This is a genomic window from Acinetobacter sp. MF4642 (assembly GCF_002018925.1).
In the GTDB taxonomy this organism is placed as follows: Bacteria; Pseudomonadota; Gammaproteobacteria; order Pseudomonadales; family Moraxellaceae; genus Acinetobacter; species Acinetobacter johnsonii.
On the sequence record NZ_MVON01000007.1, the window covers coordinates 1 to 17,799 of the forward strand.

Here is a 17,799-nt window from a genome sequence, read left to right on the forward strand (position 1 = left end):
CTGGGTATATTGGTTCAATAAAAAGCGTGTACACAGTGCACTGGGTTATGTATCGCCTTTTGAGTTTGAAGCAATGTACTATGATAAGATTAACCCGTTAGGTCAGGTGGCCTAACTTAAATAAAAAAGTCTCCGACAAACCCGGTACGGTTCATAGTTTTGAGATGAGTCCTATTTACCCAATACAGAACAGTTACAAGAAAATATTCAAAATACGGTACGACTATTTTTAAATGGTTATCGCACTTTTTAGCATATTGTTATTTTATTTAGGATGAAAGCAATATGAAGTCCCTCAAAGAGTGAGGAACTGTATTGCATTATTTAGGCTGTGGTTATCACCACGCTATTTCATGAGCTTGAAAGTCGACAAACTGTTGTTCATTCTTGCCAATAAAATCCTCAACCACACGTACAATGCCCGTTGTGCTTTCTTTTACGCTGACGGGTGCATGGCTTCCGCCCATTTCAGTTTGCACCCATCCTGGATGTAAGTTCAGCACGCCTATTTGGGCAGGAATTGCCTCATTTATTGCAAAGCCACGTGTGATACTGTTGAGAGCAGCCTTGCTTGCGCGATACAGCTCCATACTTCCATCATCGTTTAAAGCAACGCTTCCCATGCGAGAACTCATAAATGCAATGACACTCTTTTCTTTCATCAAAGGAAGAAGTTTTCTCGCAATCGTCACGGGTGCAATACTATTTACCAAAAACAGATTGGCAATCTCATTGGGCGTGCACTGCTCAACGCGTTGATGTTCTGGCCCAAGAATGCCCGCAGAAACCAACAGTAGGTCGATGGATTTTTCATGATATTTACTGAGTAAATGGTCAACTGTTTGTACATGATTTAAATCTAATTCGGATAATTCAAGTCGGTCGGGATACTCAGAAAGCAGTTGATTTAAGCCTGTAGAGACTTGCTCTATGTCTCGGATGGTCGCGATAACCTGCCAGTGCTGCTTGAGCAACTCTCTAACTAGACCTAGACCAATCCCTCTTGAAGTACCAACCACGATTGCGCGTTTATTCTTATCAAACATAAAATGTCTCTCTATCACGATAACTCAAGGTGTAAAAAACGCTTGAGATCAAACCCTCAAAGAGTGCTTTGGGATATTGATTCACAAACTTAAGAATTCGCTTTGATCATAGTCCAGTAAAAGTTTTCTATACAAACCTATTTCTGTAGACTTATTCAACCGTCATCATTATGTCAATGAATAAGTCCACATCTAACATCAATCACACTAGTAATAGGTTTTCCGACGACCCAACATTGGAGAATTTAGAAAACCTAAAACCTAGCGATTTCTGTTTAGAAGTTCACAGTCCATGAAAATTGTGCTGTACGCGGTGTACCCAGAAATAAATAGTCATCCCCGAAGAAGCTTCCTGCATCTCGCCAGTATTTTTTATTGAACAGGTTGTCCACATTCAGGCGAAGCATATTGTTATAACCATAAGCACGGAAGTCATAAGCTGCACCCGCATCGAATACGGTATAGCCTGAAACTTTAACGGTCCCCGTTTTGTTGGCGTATTTACTGCTGCTATATTGCATACCTGCGAGTAAACGTAAACCTTCTACTTGAGGCATTTGATAAGACACATGATTGGCAAAACGAACCGTCGGTACATTTTGAGTTTGATGTCCTTTATAAGCATCTACTTGTACATCTTCCAAACGTGAACGAGTCAGAGCCAAAGTCGATATCATATCCAGATTTTCCGCAACGCGACCTTGCAAGCCCAATTCCAAACCTAGGTTATGCTGTTCACCATCGGTGACATAGTAGTTGTCTAAGTTGGTATATTGATGGTCTTGTGTTAAGTCAAACAACGCGGCAGTAATCAGTAGCTCTTGCCATTGCTGTTTAAGACCTAATTCATATTGAGTTGAACGTCTTGGTGCTAAGGTAACATAAGCATTATCTGTATATGCAGGCGCTTGACTGCCGTCGCTGATTCCTTTTGCATACGAAACATACAGATGAGTGTTCTGCCAAGGCTGATACATCAACGCGAGCTGTGGTAAGAAGCGATTAAAGTCGGTGTCACGGATACTGTTGCCATCCGCAGCATAGGCACTTTCATTTAAATGTAAAAGCTTACCGCCCAGCAAAACTGACCATGCATCATTAAATTCGATTTGATCCAACAGGTTGAGGGCTGTTTGTTGACTATCCAATGATTTGTAATGATTACCTAAATCTCTGTCATTCGGTGTGTGAGTAATAGGATCATTATAAATATTTCCAGCGCCAACATTCACCATACTATAAGTAGATTCATACTGAGTATGACGTTTGTAAGCATGTGATAACTCTAAACTCAGGCTATGTTGCCATGCTCCAGTGCTGAATTTTCCGTTCAAACCTGTTTTAAATTGATGGGTGAGATAACTGTCATCTGGGCTGCGGAAATCATAAATGTCATAGTTACCATCAGTATCAAAGGTATAGGCAAAAGCTGAGTAATCATCTACGACCACACGGCTTTGTGAAGCCGACAGATTGCTACTCCAGTTATCATTGATTTGATAACTATATTTAAGACTCGTATTTAGACTTTCATTAGTGACAGGTTTACTCCAGCTTTGATAGCCTAGCAAACGATCCCATTCCACTCCTGTCGGTATAGTTTCACCGCCCAATAGCTGATAGCCCGGTACCGAACGCTGTTTTTGACGCTGTGATTCAAGATCAAATTCAAGTTTTGAACGATCTGAAATTTTCCAGTCTAAAGCCAAGGAACCAAACAAACGTATACCGTCAGCATGTTCAACATAGGGATGAATGTCTTCATACGCTGCATTCACACGATAACCAAACTGTTGATTGTCTCCAAGCCATCCACCAAAGTCTGTTGCCACACGACTACCGCCATGACTATCTGCTTCAAGAGTTAAAGATTGGACATCTTTGGGGCGTTTACTTACATAATTCACGACTCCACCTGGGGTCGACATCCCACTTTGAATCGCGCTCATGCCTTTGAGTATTTCGACTTGCTCTTTATTTTCAAGCGCTACATTTTGCTCACCACGAAGCAAATTACCGTTCAGTAAATAACTTGATCCGGCATTTAGGCTAAATCCCCGCATTACAAAGTTTGCATAGTAGCCAATGGGTGCATAACCATCCCCAACGGACGCATCGTTCTTTACCACATCGCTCAGTGTTTTCGCATGTTGATCTGCGATCAGTTCAGCAGTAACAGTGTGAATAGATGCCGGGATTGCTGCAAGGTTTTGCTGGCCAAACCCAGACAAATTAACTTTAGGTTGATAATAAGCCAATTGTTCAGTCTGAGCAGTGGTTGTAATGGTTGCGAGTTGCTCCACATCACTCTCTTCTGCCGCATGTACCCATACCGAGTTCAGCCCTAGACATGAAAATGAACCAACCGCCAATAATGCTTTTTGTAAACGAGAAAATGGATACGTTTTCACTGTCGTTGCTAACCCCAAAAGATAAATTTACAGCCTGAATTTTGCGGCATGAGTATTCACAATTTTTGTAGAATGAACAAGCACATTATTCAACATATCTCAGCTTTTTTTTTAATTATCTGGCGATAGCTTTGAGTGTGAAGATTTAGAAATTGAGTTTATAGTTTACCACTTGCTTTTAAATTATAACGTTGATCTGCGTTCCAGATCTTCAGTCGTATTTGATACAGCATATGGTATTGGGACTTTAGCTGACTTGAAGCAGTGTATTGTAGATTGGAACCTAAAAGATTAGGTTGATTTATTTCATTTTTTTAAGCCATTTTTTCAACTTTAGAGTGATTTTTTAACTACAAACTCATTAAAATGTTATAACATAACAATACAAAATCTAACCTACTCTCCTTCATGATGAATAAATTCTCTCTTTTTTCCTCAAGCATATATTTAAGTCTGCTGAGTTCTTTCACTTGGGCCGAAACTTCAACAGAAGTACTCCAGACCATCCAATTACAAGCCGAAACTGAGGGTGAAAACCTTCAACAAAGCACCGCAATGACTAAGTTTTCACATGACATTTTAGACGTGCCATTTAGTCGAAGTGTGTTATCCAAAGCGTTAATTCAGCAACAAGATGTGCAACGTATTGACGATGCACTCACGCAAGTGAGCGGGGTCTATAGTCAAACCAATTATGGTGGCGGCTTTTGGGATAACTTTTCATTTAGAGGTTTTAGTACAGACCCCAATATTGGGGCACAAATCATCAGAAATGGTCTGAGTGTCAACCGTGGACTCAGTGCTCCACGAGATATGGTGAATATAGAATCTCTCGACTTTTTAAAAGGCCCAATGGCTGCGCTCTATGGCCGCGGGGAAGCTGGCGGTCTACTGAATATCAACACTAAAAAGCCTGAATGGGAACGTTCTTCAGAAGTGAATTTACGTGCCAATAGTTTAGAAAAATACCGTGCTAGTTTTGAACATACTGCCCCAATCAGTGATGCTGTGGCTTATCGTATTGCGGTCGCACATGAAGATAATCAAAGTTTTCGTGATCATGTGCAGAGTGAGCGTTGGTTTTTCTCCCCTCAACTCACATGGAAAATTTCAGATTCAACTCAATTAGATTTTGACAGTGAATTTACCCGACAAGATGGAACCTTCGACCGTGGTGTAAGTAGTTATCAAAAACAATTTGTGATGGATCCTAAAACATTTACAGGGGAACCTGATGATGGAGATCATATTCAAAAAGATCATTTCTATCAGCTTCGACTTGCACATCAGTTTAATGATGACTGGAAAATGAATAATGCCCTCAGTGTGAAAGATACTCAGCTCAAAGGCTTTTCCAGTGAACCTCGTCGTATTCAAAGTGATGGACGGACATTAGAGCGCCAGCGTCGCTACCGTGACAATAAAAGTGATGACATTCTCTTTCAAACGGAACTACTTGGGAAAATCCAACAAGGCTGGGCACGCCATGAAGTCCTTTTAAGTACCGAACTTGGGCAGATGAAGTACCGTCAATTACAACTGCGTCGAAACCACAGCAGTAGCGTGCCAAATAGCATTGATATCTATACTCCTATTTATGGACAATACTTACCCGAGCTGCCACTTTTCATTAACACCGAAGAACAGCAACGCTATTTTGCACTGAATCTACAAGATCAAATTTTCCTCAATGATCAATGGAGTGTGCTGTTTGGTGCGCGCTTTGATCACGTCACCCAAGACTTTCAAAATAAACTTGCAGGTACATCCAATAAAAAGGATTTACAACAAACCAGTCCACGCTTGGGTTTAAACTATCGACTGAATGATCGTTGGTCATGGTATGCCAACTATGGAGAATCCTTTGCACTCAACAGTGGCATGGACCGAAACGGCGATGTGTTTAACCCTGAAAAAGGCAAAAACTATGAGATTGGTGGGAAATATCAGATTACCCCACAGAGTTTGCTGAGTTTAGCCCTCTTTAAAATGGATAAAGAGAATGTCTTAACCACAGATCCAGCAGATAGTAACTATCAAATCACCGCTGGAGAAGTCTCAAGTAAGGGGCTAGAGTTGGATCTAGAGACACAACTCAATGATCAATTCTCTATACGTGCCAATTATAGCTATACAGACGCCCAAGTTGAAAAAGACCAAATTCTTGCTAAAGGTTCACGACTCAGCAATGTGCCGAAGCACAGCGGCTCTATCAGTAGCAACTATGAATGGACCCTTGCCAATGCAGACAAAGTTGGGCTGGGTGCAACGGCAATCTATGTGGGCAAACGTAGTGGACACAGTACAGATAACGGATTCAACTTACCTGAGTACACTTTGTTGAATCTAAATGCTTATTATGCGCCAACAGATCAGCTACGTTATCAGTTCAATGTGCACAATCTCTTAGACGAAACGTACTATGTTGCAAGCTATAGCGATATGTGGATTCAACCTGACGACCCGTTAAATGCATCTATCTCGGTGCAATGGAAGTTTTAAGGTTTATACAACCAGACTTGTCTCGTTAGGAGTCGAGTCTGGTAGTCAGAAAATTAAGATTCTGATTAGTTTCTGAAGTATTAGCTGCCTTAGTTTTCTTTAGCGTTACTATGTACTTACTTCAAAAAATATTCCCAAATGATAAATCCAAGAAAAAATCCAAGAAACGAATATAAAGTAATGATAAAGAATACAAACCAAGCTCTATTTTTCTTCAGTAAAAAGTTCATTTTCAATACCTCAACGCTCTATCTATATTCATTATTTTAAAGTTTCCTATACGAAAGGACAGATACAGTTCTTTGTGAAAAAAATATAACAGACTATAACAGATTTGCCATTTTTAACTCCCCAAAGCGGTCAGGCTGATATCAAGTAGTATAAAAAAGTATGAGGAGACTATTTTGCCTCCTCATGCTTCAACTGATTAAGGGATTAAACTTTCGTTTCTTTTTTTGCATTCATCCAACGATACAACACTGGTAATAGCACCAAGGTCAATAACGTCGAAGAAATAATTCCACCAATCACCACGGTCGCTAGTGGACGTTGAACCTCTGCTCCTGTGCCCGTGGCAAGCGCCATTGGGACAAAACCTAAAGACGCTACACAAGCGGTCATTAAAACAGGCCTTAATCGCAAAATCGCTCCCTGCCAAACGGCTTCATGTAAACGGTATTGCTCTCTTAGCTCTTTAATGAAGGTCAGCATGACCAAACCATTTAAGACGGCAACCCCAGACAAGGCAATGAAACCAATGCCCGCCGACATTGACAAAGGAATGTCTCTTAACCACAAGAAAAGCACACCACCAGTTAGGGCAAATGGAACACCCGTGAACACCAGCAAGCTTTCTTTGATGTTATGGAAAACAGCCATCAGCAAAATAAAGATCGTTAATAATGCCAGTGGAATCACAATCTGCATTCGAGCCTGTGCCGAGGCCAGATTTTCAAACTGACCACCATATTCAATCCAGTAACCACTTGGTAACGGATACTGCTTAAGCTGACTTTGTACTTCTGTGACAAAAGAGCCCAAATCACGCCCTTCCACATTCGCCGTGACAATCACACGACGTTTGCCATTTTCACGGCTGACTTGATTGATGCCATCCATCATTTTTACAGTGGCAATATCGGTGAGTAAAATACTGCCACCATTTGGAAGCTGTATTGGCAGTTGCGCAATCCCATTGACACTACGATCTTGCTCACTGAGCCGAATCACAAAGTCAAAACGGCGGTCGCCCTGTAAAATTTCACCAACATTTTGTCCGCCAATGCTTGCTGACACATAGTCTTGTACGGTTTTGACACTTAGGCCATATTGCGCTGCCAAACTTTTATCAATTTCCACATTGAGCAAAGGTAAACCCGATGTTTGTTCAACTTTAACGGCGGTACTGCCTGAAACTTGCTGAATCAATTTACTGATTTTTTCAGCTTCCGTATTTAATACTTGCATGTCATCGCCAAAGATTTTGACACCGACATCACTACGCACACCCGATATTAACTCATTGAAACGCAGTTCAATTGGCTGAGAAAACTCACTGTTGTTACCGGGCAATGTTGCTAAATAGGCCTGCATACGGCTACGCAGTTCATCGAGTGTTTCTTTTGGATTTGGCCATGTATCACGGGGTTTCAGCATGACATAACCATCTGAAATATTTGGCGGCATCACATCGGTCGCCACTTCAGCCGTGCCTGTTCGCGCAAAAATAGCCTGTATTTCAGGGAATTTCTTCAGAAGTAGCTTTTCCGTATTTTCCTGAATACGAAGTGATTCTTCTAAGCCTGTGCTTGGAGAGCGCAGTTGCTGTACAGCAAAGTCACCTTCACTCAACTGTGGCGCAAACTCACTGCCGATACGCGTTGCAAGTATTCCTGTCAATATCAATAAGCACAGTGCAAAGGTTAAAACCACCGCTTTATACTGATAGGCACAGTCCAATACCCGCTGATAACGATCCTTTAGCCACAGCATCCAACGGCTTTCTATTTCTTTAATGTCACCTTTGACAAAAAGTGCGACAGCTGCAGGTACAAAGCTGATCGACAAAATAATGGCCGCAACGAGTGCAAGTACAACCGTCAAAGCCATTGGGTGGAACATTTTTGCTTCTACACCAGTCAGTGCAAAAATCGGTAAATACACCACCAAAATAATCAGCTGACCAAAAATGAGTGGACGGCGGGCTTGGCGCGCTGCCAAAAACACTTCTTTAAAACGTTCCGACTGAGTCAACGGTCGTTTGAGCAGTTGTTGTGCATGGGCTAAACGCCGAATACAGTTTTCAACAATTACCACTGCACCGTCGACAATAATACCGAAATCCAATGCACCCAAACTCATCAGGTTGGCACTGATGTTCTGCTGTGCCATACCCGTTAAAGTAAACAGCATAGACAGTGGAATCACACAGGCTGTAATTAACGCCGCACGAATATTACCTAAGAATAAAAACAGGATCACAATCACCAAGATTGCGCCTTCAACCAAGTTCTTTTGCACTGTTTTAATGGCTTTTTCTACCAACGTGGTGCGGTCATAAACGGTTTCTATTTTGACACCTTGCGGTAAACTGCTTTGCACCTCTTGAATTTTGGCATCTACAGCTTTAGACACCGTTCGGCTGTTTTCCCCCATCATCATCATAGCAATGCCGAGTACAGTTTCTTCTCCATTATAGGTTGCGCCTCCTGTTCGGAGGTCATGGTCAATTGAAACCTGCGCAATATCCCCCACACGAATGGGGTTCCCATTTGGGCTGGCAACCGTTGTATTTTCAATGTCTACGATACTATTGAGTGTCCCTGGAACACGCACTGTGAGTTGCTGACCATTTTCCTCAATATAACCAGCACCACGGTTTTCATTATTTTCCTGTAAAGCGGTTTGCAGTTGGCTTAAGGAAATATTTAACTGTTGCATACGGTTTAAGTCGGGAGCAACCACATAGGTTTTATTGAACCCACCAATACTGTTGACCTCGGCAACCCCCGCAACACGTTGCAATTGTGGACGAACGATCCAATCTTGGATCTCCCGCAAGTCCATCGCGTTATAAGCGGTACCATCGGCTTTTTTGGCATTCGGTTCGGCTTTAATGACCCATTGATAAATTTCACCTAAACCCGTCGAAACTGGTGACATGGTTGGGGAAACATCGCTGGGTAAGTCCGCTTTGACCTCTTGAACCCTCTGATTAATCTGCTGACGTGCCCAATAGATGTCTGTGCCATCCTCAAATACGATGGTGACTTGCGACAAACCATAACGTGAAATCGAACGAGTCAACTGTAAATCTGGAATACCCGCCATTGCAGTTTCAATTGGATAGGTAATCCGCTGCTCAACCTCCAGTGCGGTAAAACCATTGGCTTGGGTATTAATTTGTACTTGCGTATTGGTAATATCGGGCACTGCATCGATCGGCAGTTTTTGATAGCTATAAACCCCGACCGCGATCCACGTGCATACAAAGAGCATGACCCAAATTGCATTTTGAATAGAGAACTGAATAATTCGTTCAAACAAACCCTCAGGCTTGGGTAAATCATGATTAGTGTGCATGATCAGCCTCGCCTTTTTCTAGTTCAGACTTAAGGACAAAGCTGCCTTGACTGACATAGCGCTGACCTTCGGTTAAGCCTGAAATCACTTCCACCCATTGAGCGTCATTTGAAGCTTGCCCAAGTTGAACGGGCTTAGCTTTCAAATACACTTGTCCTTTTTGTTCAGCGTCGACCACAAATACCGAAGTTTGACCTTCAATGTTTTGAATAGCACTTTTATGGACGCGAAGTGCTGTTTTTGAACTGGTATTGTCTAAAAAGATATTCACCAAAACATTTGGACGTAGTTCAGCCGCTTGGCTTTTTAATTTAGCACGTACCACCAAACGTCCTGTTTGCGCATCGGCTTGAGAAGTTAAGCTTTGGATGACGGCTTCATATTTTTGCTCAGAAGCATTCGGCTTAAATGTCAGACTCTGATTGGCTTGTAACTGACCTGAGTACTGAGCAGGCAGATTAAATTCAAGCCATAACTCTTTAAATTGTTCAATCACAAAAAGTTGATCGGCCAATTGTACGTTTTCACCCACCACGATATCTTTTTGGCTAATCACACCTGAAATGGGGGCTTTGATGACAAAACGACCATTTACTCCACCTGTTGCCCCTAGGGCGTTTAAGCGGCTTTGCACTGACTGCACAGTAATCTGCGCTTGTCGGTAAGCATTTTCTGCCCGTTGGTAGTCTTGCTTAGCAGAAATGCCCTGTGACCATAACTGCTGTTCACGTTGATAATCTTGACGTGCCAAATCCAAACTAGCTTGTGCCATCCGCAAATTGGCCTGTTGATCGATCAGTTCAGGGACAGACAATACCGCTAAGGTTTGTCCTTTTTGTACGTTTTGACCAAGCTCAACATTCACCTGTTCCACATGCCCACCAAAGTTTGGCGAAATATGAGCTTGCTGATCGGTATTGACCACAAGCTTTCCGGGTAGCACGGTGACTTGAGACACCACACCTTGTTGAGCTGAAGCGATTTGAATGCCTTGCTCTGTCAGTTGCTGTGCCGTCAGTTGAATTTCACCCTCCTCGGCATGTCCTTTTTCTGCCTCGGGTTCATCCGCATGTTCAGATTCTTCATGTTCTGCATGCGCATGTTCATCAGTGGTTTTATCTTTCGAGCTAAACCAAATTCCTATAGCAATAAGGAGTGTTACTAGAAGCAAAAGCCCAATCATCAATGGCTGTGATATTTTTCCAAGTTGGTTTTTTAGTTGCATATTATTGTGCTCCGCCAAGGATGAGGTCTTGTATTTGTGCGATTGAAATTTTACTGATTTGACTATAAGCATCTGAACTACTGATCTGTTCATAGCTGGTACCGAGGCTGAGTGCTTCTGCGCTCAATGCAGTCTGCCAAGCTTGACGTAATAACTGCAACTGCCCAAGGCGTATGCTTTGCAGTTGTGAGTTAGCTTGTTGGATGTCGGTAATGGACAGCTTTCCCGCTTTAAAACCTTGCAGCGTGCGGACTTGCACTTGTTCTGCCAAAGTGGTTTGTTGACTGATCGCACTGAACTGCTGTTTTAGTCCTTTGAGCTCATGCATGGCATTGGCGATATCTAAAATCTGCTGTTTTAACTCACGCTGTTGCTGCTGATTCAACAGGCTTTGCTGACGCTGGGCCATCGGAATGCTGTATTGCTGACGGTTAAAAATATTCAGCGGAATATCCACGCCGACACCTAATGTGGTATCGCTACTTTCATTCGGTGCTTGGCTCCGTTTCATGCCGACATTTAAGGTCGGATTGGGACGTGCCTGCACTTTTAAACTTTCAATGTTTAAATTGGACTGTTGAATGTTCAGTGCATATAGCTTTTCCAACCAACCTTCAGCAATATAGCGCTGTACTGTGGCATCGCTTTGATCTGGCCATGGCATTGAGGTCGCATTGAGTTGAATATCGGCTTTGGTTTCGCCCCAAAGGTTTGAGAGTTGACGCTGTGCGACTTGTTCTGACAGTACCGCTTGTTGGTATAAGCGCTGCATATCCAAACTTTCGATTTGCGCACGTTCATAGTCAACCAAAGCAATACTGCCCGCCTGATAACGTTTTTTGGCACTGTCTAAATTGTTTTGACTCACTTTGAGTTGTGCTGCGTACAGCGATTTTTCAACTTGTGCCAAAGCCAACTGAGACCATGCAAATTTCACCACCAATTGGCTTTGTGCTGTCCACAGTTGTTGTTGTAACTGTCCTTGTTGCTGCGCTGTTTCTGCGAGTTTTTGATTAAGCTTACGCTGTCCAAAAACATCTAAGGGCTGACTGATGGCAATACTGAGCTCTTGATTGGTATTTGAACCCAAACCATCTTGATTGATATTTAAGCTAGGATTTTGCCATAGGCCACTGTTTTTGATGTTCAGCTCTGAAATGCTTTGACGCTGTTGCCCAATGTCGCTTTGGTTTTGATAGCGCTCTACTTTTGCTAAAGCTTCATCCAAAGTCTTGATCGGTTCGGCAAAACTCCATTGCATCGCGGCTGTTGTTATGCCCACAGCAAGGGCTTGGCGTATAAACGCCTTAAATTGATTCGACATGTTTTTTCCCACTAATTTTTAGAAGAAGTGGTGGGAAATGTTTTAGGCTACCCCACCATTAGCGGGGAAAGTTCAGGAGGAGGATGTTGCCCCAATAAATCAGGGGCTTGATAGGCATTGTGCCAAAAAAACTGCGGACGCTCACGAACTTCAAACGCGAGCGGCATTTGATAGTTTATTTCTTTCGGAATAATCAAATGTGCCATTGAAGGCAAATGATCTTGATGGTCTTGATGGTCTTCACCCAATTCAAACTGATCATTTGCCGTTTGAGTATGGCTATCGGCACTGCTTTGCTGGTGTGCCTTATCATCAGACACACACAAGGTGGTTTGATGGTGGCCAAAATGAAAATTTTGTTGCGTCACGACTTGAGTTTTTTGTTCTTCATGGACGCAAAAAGCTGCCGCCACGTTCCAAAGACTTTGGAACATGAATAAAGCAACTAAGACGCTAATCCACGTGGTAGAACGCATAATGTCGTACTGAAATAAAGTGACGCTATTGTAAAGCCTAGACTAACTCTAAGGTCAAGTCTTTTTTAATGACTATGTTCATGTTGGTGTGGATGGCATTCATCTTCTTCAATCTGCAAAGTCACTTGCGTAATCCCATGCTCATGCCCCAATAACTCCACAGCTTGGTGGTATAAAGCTCTCTGATCTACATCAGGTGCAATCAAATGCGCTGTTAAATGCACATTCTTAGAGGTAATGGCCCAAACTTTAAGCTGGTGAATACCTTGTACACCCTCTAAAGCCAGCAAATCATTGCGTAAAGATTCGATATCAATTTCACTTGGTACACCTTCGAGCAAAATATTGATACTTTGTTTCAGTAGCACCCAAGTTCTAGGTAAGACCCAAAAGCCAATCAACACCGCAATAACGGTATCTACCCACATCCAACCTGTGAAATAAATCACAAGTGCGCCAATGATCACGCCCACAGAGCCCAAGGCATCACTGAGCACTTCAAGATAAGCCCCTTTCACATTTAAGCTGTCTTGACTGCTCGACACCAAAATCTTCATTGAAATCAGGTTAATGATTAAACCCAGAACCGCAACAACCAACATACCCAAGCTTTGAATTTCAGGTGGCTGACTAAAACGCTGATAGGCTTCATATAAAATGTAAATGGCTACCACAAACAACATCATGGCATTAAACAAAGCTGCCAAGATTTCAAACCGTTGATAGCCAAAAGTACGTTTATCATCGGCAGGTTTTTGCCCAATTTTGATGGCTGCTAAAGCAATCGCTAAAGCAGCGGCATCGGTAAACATATGCGCTGCATCGGACAGTAAGGCCAAGCTTTGCGTGATAAATCCTGCCACCACTTCCACAATTAAGAAGGTAAACGTCAGGGCAAGTGCGATGGTTAATTTCTTGGCATTTTTTGCAGTCACTTCAACATGACTGTGATCATGGTTATGAGAACCACTCATGTAGGACTCCTTATCATTTTATTTAACGGAATGCTTTAGCATTGAAATCGAAGCTTTTTTTAATTTAAAAATTACTCGATTTAGTATACTCGGTTAAAACAATAAAATCATCTTTCATGTGAATACGTCTTTATTTACGGCGTTTTTTCCCTGTCAAAAAGCTCATGGCCTGCGTATAGCCTGTTGGTGTAATACGCTGTACCAGATCGATAATTTTGGCATCTGTTCCAATTAAGACACGGCGCTCATCTTTTTTTACAGCCTTTAAAATGGCCTGTGCTGCCACATCTGGCGGGGTTTTAAGCATTTTATTGAAAGAACGGCTAGCACGCTCTGGGTTCATACCCAGCGCACGAATACTGTCACTCATTCGAGCACTATTGGCGATATTAGTACGTATCCCACCCGGGTGAACACAAGTTGCACTGACACCACAGTTTTCTAGGTCTAGTTCTTGGCGTAGTGCCTCGGTAAAACCACGGACAGCAAACTTTGTCGCATTATAGGCACTTTGAGTAGGTTGAGCAGTAAGTCCAAATAAACTTGAAATATTCACAATATGCCCAGAACCACTTTGTTTTAAGTAGGGTAAAAAAGCTTTGGTTCCATACACCACACCCCAAAAGTTGATGTTGAAAATCCATTCGGCATCTTCATAGCTTAAGCCTTCAACAGTGCTCGCTAACGCGACCCCTGCATTATTAAAAACTAAATTGACCTGCCCAAAGTCTTGCTCACACTGCTTTGCCCAGTCCTCTACTGCCTTACGGTCTGAAACATCTAGTTTTGTGAGCGTGACTGAAACAGGATAATCTTTGACGTGGTTTAAGGTTTCCGCCAAACCTTGTTCATTAACATCACTGAGTGCCAAATGTGTACCTTGCTTTGCAAGTTGAATCGCCAACTGCTGCCCAATGCCAGAACCTGCACCTGTGATCGCAGCCACTTTATTCTCAAAATTTTTCATAATGCTCTCTAAATATAGTGTTCTAAATATCGTTTTACACTTAAACGCCATGCTGAAGGTTCAAGTGCTCTAGTCTACGCAGACAAGGTGCTATTTTAGTTAATGTACAAAAAATACAGTCATGAATGAAATGATCATTTCTAATGATTCAGTATGTATAAAATTCATGAGTGGTATTTTAAATATAAGATCATTTTTTATTTTTTTGTATTTTCAAGTGATAGGGCTCTAAAAACTGAAAGCAAGTTACTGATATCTATATACTGTCCTCACAGGCTTTAGACTATAACAGCCCTGAGCAATTCTGCTTCATCTGTTATATTTTTTTAATCTTGTTTTTGTACCTGTTTCATCAGTTGTTTGCTTTGCATAATGTACTCATCACCTCAGTTGAGTGCAGTAACCATGAAAGATCTAGACTCAAAAAAACCAGCAAAATATGCAGATAGTTCAATTTCAGATAAAGCTTTTAAAAACATGATTATCTGGTTTGCGATTTACTGTGGGCTTTTTTGTATAGGTGTGATTTTCTTTGTCGGTGCAGATCAAAACTACCTTCTTCAATAAGAATCTGAAGTTTGCTGCACTAATATCAACATCTAAATTCGGGCCTCAAAATTAAACTCCACGAGAAAATACACTTTGGAGATTAAACCTAGACATGGGTTTAATCTCTATTTTTTTGAGTTGAAGACTAGTAAAACGGCAGTTAAATTATATTTTGAATGGTTAATGTCATTACAAATGAATGACGGGGATGTGTAAAGATCAGACTTCAAGCCCAAATCACTAAAAACGCTGCAATCACTACCAATACAATACCAAGATGTTCAGCACGTGCCAGCTTTTCTTTAAAGAAGTAGGCTGAAATCAACATACTAAAAATAATCTCAACCTGCCCCAAAGTTTTTACAATGGGCACGGACTGTATACTCATGGCACTAAACCAACCCAGTGACGCCAAAAAACTACATAAGCTGACACGAAATGTAAGTCCAATACGCTGCCACATGGCCCATAATGTTGCACGGCGAAATATACCCAAATACATTAAAAGTAAAAAGCACTGTGTCCCAATCACCATTAAGAGCACCCAAGCAGCACGGTGAATAAATGGTAAATTATCTAGTTCTAAACTGGCCTCACGTACCAAGAGCGAGGTAATGGCAAAACATAAACCACTACCGATACCTATACATAAGGTTTGCACGGAAAAATCAGAAAAGTCCCGCCCTTTGGACATTAAAAAAACTGCAAAACCTCCGACAGCAACCCCAAACCAGCCTAAAAGGCTTAAATGATCGGATAGAAAGACCACGGCGATAATCGCGGCAAGTACTGCCTCACTTTTAGCAAGACCCACCCCAATTGCATAATTTTTTTGCTTAAAAAGTTGCACCATCAAGGCTGTCGCTGCAATTTGGCTCAATGCTGCAATAAGTACATAAATAGCAAAACGGAGATTGAAATAGACGGACTCTGTCACAGGTTGGAAATGGTAAAGGCAACTGATGTAAATCAGTGCTAAAGGTAAAGCAAAAATGAACCGCGCTAGAGTTACTCCATAAACATCTACAGTAGTACTGAGTTGCTTTTGAAAAGCGTTGCGCCAAGCCTGCATGAAAGCGGCCATAAGCGTAAAAAGAATCCATGTTATTGTCATCAAGTACTCTATATACAGTTACTTACCTCACCTAATGTAACCCGTTGATGGCAGCAACTGTGCTTTATTTTCATGACTTATTCTTATGTGACAAATAACTTAAGTTCTGACGAAACTTCTACTATTGCATTACTTTCGCAACATTTCCTCAAAATTGAGTATTGAGGAAATTAAACAGCAAGACATAAAAAACCGAAGGGCTTATCCTTCGGCTTCTATGTGAAATTTCACTTCGATCTATACATATCAAAGTGAAAACGGGTTATCACTTCAAGTATTAGAAGTTATAAATCGCAACCAAGTTCACACGGTTGTCTTCACCTTTTTTACTACCATTTGCCGCAGGTGCAAATGCTTCACGCTCACCGTAAACATACTCTACGCCAAGGCTAACAGGCTGAACTGGGCTATAGAATAAATTACCCCATGCTTGCCATAAGTTTTTATTGATTTTGGTATCATCAGCTACAGCATCAAGGTAGTCCTGATTTTTATCAAAAGTCATATAACCATAAGCCAAAGTACCACGTAATTTGTCATTAAACTTCTGTGTTAAACCAACAGTAATTGAGTCAAACTCACTTTGTTCAATACTTGTTCCTGTTGCAACTACGCCAGGGTTTGTAAAGGATACAAAGCTGCTATCACCTTTTACATGGTAGTAGTCAGCTTTCACAGAAGTCACAGGAGTAATATCAAATTTGGCACCAACACCTACGCCATACGCCCACTCTTCTTGATTTTGAATACGTTTTTCATGCGCCATTGCACGTCCACTGACTGAAAGGGCATCATTAAACTTATGATTTAGTCGTCCTGTAAATGCAGGCATACGTTGGCTCATGCCGGCATCTTTCGGGTCTTCCACTGCCGCGACTAAGTTGGTATTTGGCGTGAATTTATGGGTATAACGCACTTGAGGGGTACGTTTAATTGAAGCACCCACATAAGCCAAAGCATCAATCGTTTCAGGAATATAGTCTGGAGTCGCAAAGTTTGACCACGTTTGACCAATTAGCCAGTTACCATAGTTTAAATACGCATGACGAATACGTAAATTATCAAGGTTTGCACCGCCTAAAAAGTCGACCTCAATTTTAGCATTTAAGTTCTGATCGGCGACTGGTGCTTTAAAGTCCAAACCTAATCGCGTTGCTGAAAGGGTTGATCTTAAACGATCGCTATTTTCAGCATTTCCGTCTAAAGGTACACTATTGATTTGGTTATAGGGCATATCACGAGCACCACCTTCAGCTTGATACGATGCGTCCATTCGAACATTACCGTATAAGTTGAACTCTGCCCCACCTTTGGTCAAACCTAAACCCGTTTTTTCAACCGTTTTTGGCGTCGTCAACACTTGACGTTCAACAGCGCTCAATTTAACAGCTTGCTGCTGTTGTTGCTGCGTATTCTGTTGAAGTATTTGTTTTAACGCATTAATTTCATTTCTAAGTTGCTCAATCTCTGCCGTTGTATTGGTTTGTGCATGTAATGCTGCACTACTTAACATGGATAAAGTGACAACTAAAACGTTCTTCTTAAATTGTTTCATTTAACACGGGTCCTGTGTATTTAAGTCTGTCCTGACTTTTACTCTTTAATATTTAGCTCTCTTTTTCATCGCTG

At 41.7% G+C, this 17,799-nt stretch carries 14 protein-coding genes; 3 read left to right on the forward strand and 11 right to left on the reverse strand.

The features are described from left to right. A partial coding sequence (locus MF4642_RS17340; RefSeq protein WP_413772799.1) for an IS3 family transposase occupies nt 1-115 on the forward strand: 115 nt, incomplete at its 5' end. A gap of 223 nt (nt 116-338) precedes the next feature. Here the strand turns inward: MF4642_RS17340 and MF4642_RS05565 are convergent. Then, nucleotides 339-1,046 (reverse strand): SDR family oxidoreductase, encoded by a 708-nt coding sequence (locus tag MF4642_RS05565; protein WP_078425575.1) that lies wholly within the window; start codon nt 1,044-1,046, stop codon nt 339-341. Between the two features lie 275 nt (nt 1,047-1,321). Further along, nucleotides 1,322-3,457, reverse strand: coding sequence for a TonB-dependent siderophore receptor (locus MF4642_RS05570; RefSeq protein WP_078425576.1), 2,136 nt, complete (start codon nt 3,455-3,457; stop codon nt 1,322-1,324). Nucleotides 3,458-3,865: 408 nt separating this feature from the next. On the opposite strand from MF4642_RS05570, the gene MF4642_RS05575 reads away from it, so the two are divergent. Further along, the gene (locus tag MF4642_RS05575) at nt 3,866-5,959 is read left to right on the forward strand and encodes a TonB-dependent siderophore receptor (protein ID WP_078425577.1); all 2,094 of its coding nucleotides are present in this window, start codon (nt 3,866-3,868) and stop codon (nt 5,957-5,959) included. A 116-nt stretch (nt 5,960-6,075) separates the two neighbouring features. Here the strand turns inward: MF4642_RS05575 and MF4642_RS16655 are convergent, their stop codons facing one another. The 7 genes from MF4642_RS16655 to MF4642_RS05605 form a co-directional block, all read right to left on the reverse strand. Next, nucleotides 6,076-6,189 carry a hypothetical protein gene (locus tag MF4642_RS16655; protein WP_010326689.1) on the reverse strand — a complete coding sequence of 38 codons (114 nt, stop codon included), beginning with the start codon at nt 6,187-6,189 and terminating at the stop codon, nt 6,076-6,078. 205 nt (nt 6,190-6,394) lie between these two features. Beyond that, on the reverse strand, nt 6,395-9,541 hold the full coding sequence (locus tag MF4642_RS05580; RefSeq protein WP_078425578.1) for an efflux RND transporter permease subunit: 3,147 nt from the start codon (nt 9,539-9,541) through the stop codon (nt 6,395-6,397). Beyond that, complete coding sequence (locus tag MF4642_RS05585; protein WP_078425579.1) at nt 9,531-10,766, reverse strand: efflux RND transporter periplasmic adaptor subunit; 1,236 nt, start codon at nt 10,764-10,766, stop codon at nt 9,531-9,533. The genes MF4642_RS05580 and MF4642_RS05585 overlap by 11 nt, the downstream gene beginning before the upstream one ends. Nucleotide 10,767: 1 nt before the next feature. Continuing rightward, the gene (locus tag MF4642_RS05590) at nt 10,768-12,090 is read right to left on the reverse strand and encodes a TolC family protein (RefSeq protein WP_078425580.1); all 1,323 of its coding nucleotides are present in this window, start codon (nt 12,088-12,090) and stop codon (nt 10,768-10,770) included. Nucleotides 12,091-12,137: 47 nt separating this feature from the next. Further along, the gene (locus MF4642_RS05595; protein WP_004693170.1) at nt 12,138-12,566 is read right to left on the reverse strand and encodes a cation efflux protein, CzcI-like; all 429 of its coding nucleotides are present in this window, start codon (nt 12,564-12,566) and stop codon (nt 12,138-12,140) included. A gap of 65 nt (nt 12,567-12,631) precedes the next feature. Beyond that, the gene (locus tag MF4642_RS05600) at nt 12,632-13,540 is read right to left on the reverse strand and encodes a cation diffusion facilitator family transporter (RefSeq protein WP_004693172.1); all 909 of its coding nucleotides are present in this window, start codon (nt 13,538-13,540) and stop codon (nt 12,632-12,634) included. A 130-nt stretch (nt 13,541-13,670) separates the two neighbouring features. Beyond that, nucleotides 13,671-14,507 (reverse strand): SDR family NAD(P)-dependent oxidoreductase, encoded by an 837-nt coding sequence (locus tag MF4642_RS05605; protein WP_078425581.1) that lies wholly within the window; start codon nt 14,505-14,507, stop codon nt 13,671-13,673. 405 nt (nt 14,508-14,912) lie between these two features. Here MF4642_RS05605 and MF4642_RS16940 point away from each other — a divergent pair, with 405 nt between their 5' ends. Then, entirely contained in the window at nt 14,913-15,074 is a 162-nt protein-coding gene (locus tag MF4642_RS16940) for a hypothetical protein (RefSeq protein ID WP_004979714.1), read from the forward strand. Nucleotides 15,075-15,282: 208 nt separating this feature from the next. Here MF4642_RS16940 and MF4642_RS05615 read toward each other — a convergent pair whose 3' ends face one another. Both MF4642_RS05615 and MF4642_RS05620 read right to left on the reverse strand, forming a co-directional pair. Next, nucleotides 15,283-16,170: a DMT family transporter gene (locus tag MF4642_RS05615; protein WP_078425582.1), complete on the reverse strand. Its 888-nt coding sequence runs from the start codon at nt 16,168-16,170 to the stop codon at nt 15,283-15,285. 277 nt (nt 16,171-16,447) lie between these two features. Continuing rightward, complete coding sequence (locus tag MF4642_RS05620) at nt 16,448-17,725, reverse strand: DcaP family trimeric outer membrane transporter (protein ID WP_078425583.1); 1,278 nt, start codon at nt 17,723-17,725, stop codon at nt 16,448-16,450. Between the last annotated feature and the right edge of the window lie 74 nt (nt 17,726-17,799).

Coding starts and splice junctions, on each gene's coding strand:
- MF4642_RS05565 (WP_078425575.1), bottom strand. CDS start 1,046: ATGTTTGATAAGAATAAACGCGCAATCGTGGTTGGTACTTCAAGAGGG.
- MF4642_RS05575 (WP_078425577.1), top strand. CDS start 3,866: ATGATGAATAAATTCTCTCTTTTTTCCTCAAGCATATATTTAAGTCTG.
- MF4642_RS16655 (WP_010326689.1), bottom strand. CDS start 6,189: ATGAACTTTTTACTGAAGAAAAATAGAGCTTGGTTTGTATTCTTTATC.
- MF4642_RS05580 (WP_078425578.1), bottom strand. CDS start 9,541: ATGCACACTAATCATGATTTACCCAAGCCTGAGGGTTTGTTTGAACGA.
- MF4642_RS05585 (WP_078425579.1), bottom strand. CDS start 10,766: ATGCAACTAAAAAACCAACTTGGAAAAATATCACAGCCATTGATGATT.
- MF4642_RS05590 (WP_078425580.1), bottom strand. CDS start 12,090: ATGTCGAATCAATTTAAGGCGTTTATACGCCAAGCCCTTGCTGTGGGC.
- MF4642_RS05595 (WP_004693170.1), bottom strand. CDS start 12,566: ATGCGTTCTACCACGTGGATTAGCGTCTTAGTTGCTTTATTCATGTTC.
- MF4642_RS05600 (WP_004693172.1), bottom strand. CDS start 13,540: ATGAGTGGTTCTCATAACCATGATCACAGTCATGTTGAAGTGACTGCA.
- MF4642_RS05605 (WP_078425581.1), bottom strand. CDS start 14,507: ATGAAAAATTTTGAGAATAAAGTGGCTGCGATCACAGGTGCAGGTTCT.
- MF4642_RS16940 (WP_004979714.1), top strand. CDS start 14,913: ATGAAAGATCTAGACTCAAAAAAACCAGCAAAATATGCAGATAGTTCA.
- MF4642_RS05615 (WP_078425582.1), bottom strand. CDS start 16,170: ATGACAATAACATGGATTCTTTTTACGCTTATGGCCGCTTTCATGCAG.
- MF4642_RS05620 (WP_078425583.1), bottom strand. CDS start 17,725: ATGAAACAATTTAAGAAGAACGTTTTAGTTGTCACTTTATCCATGTTA.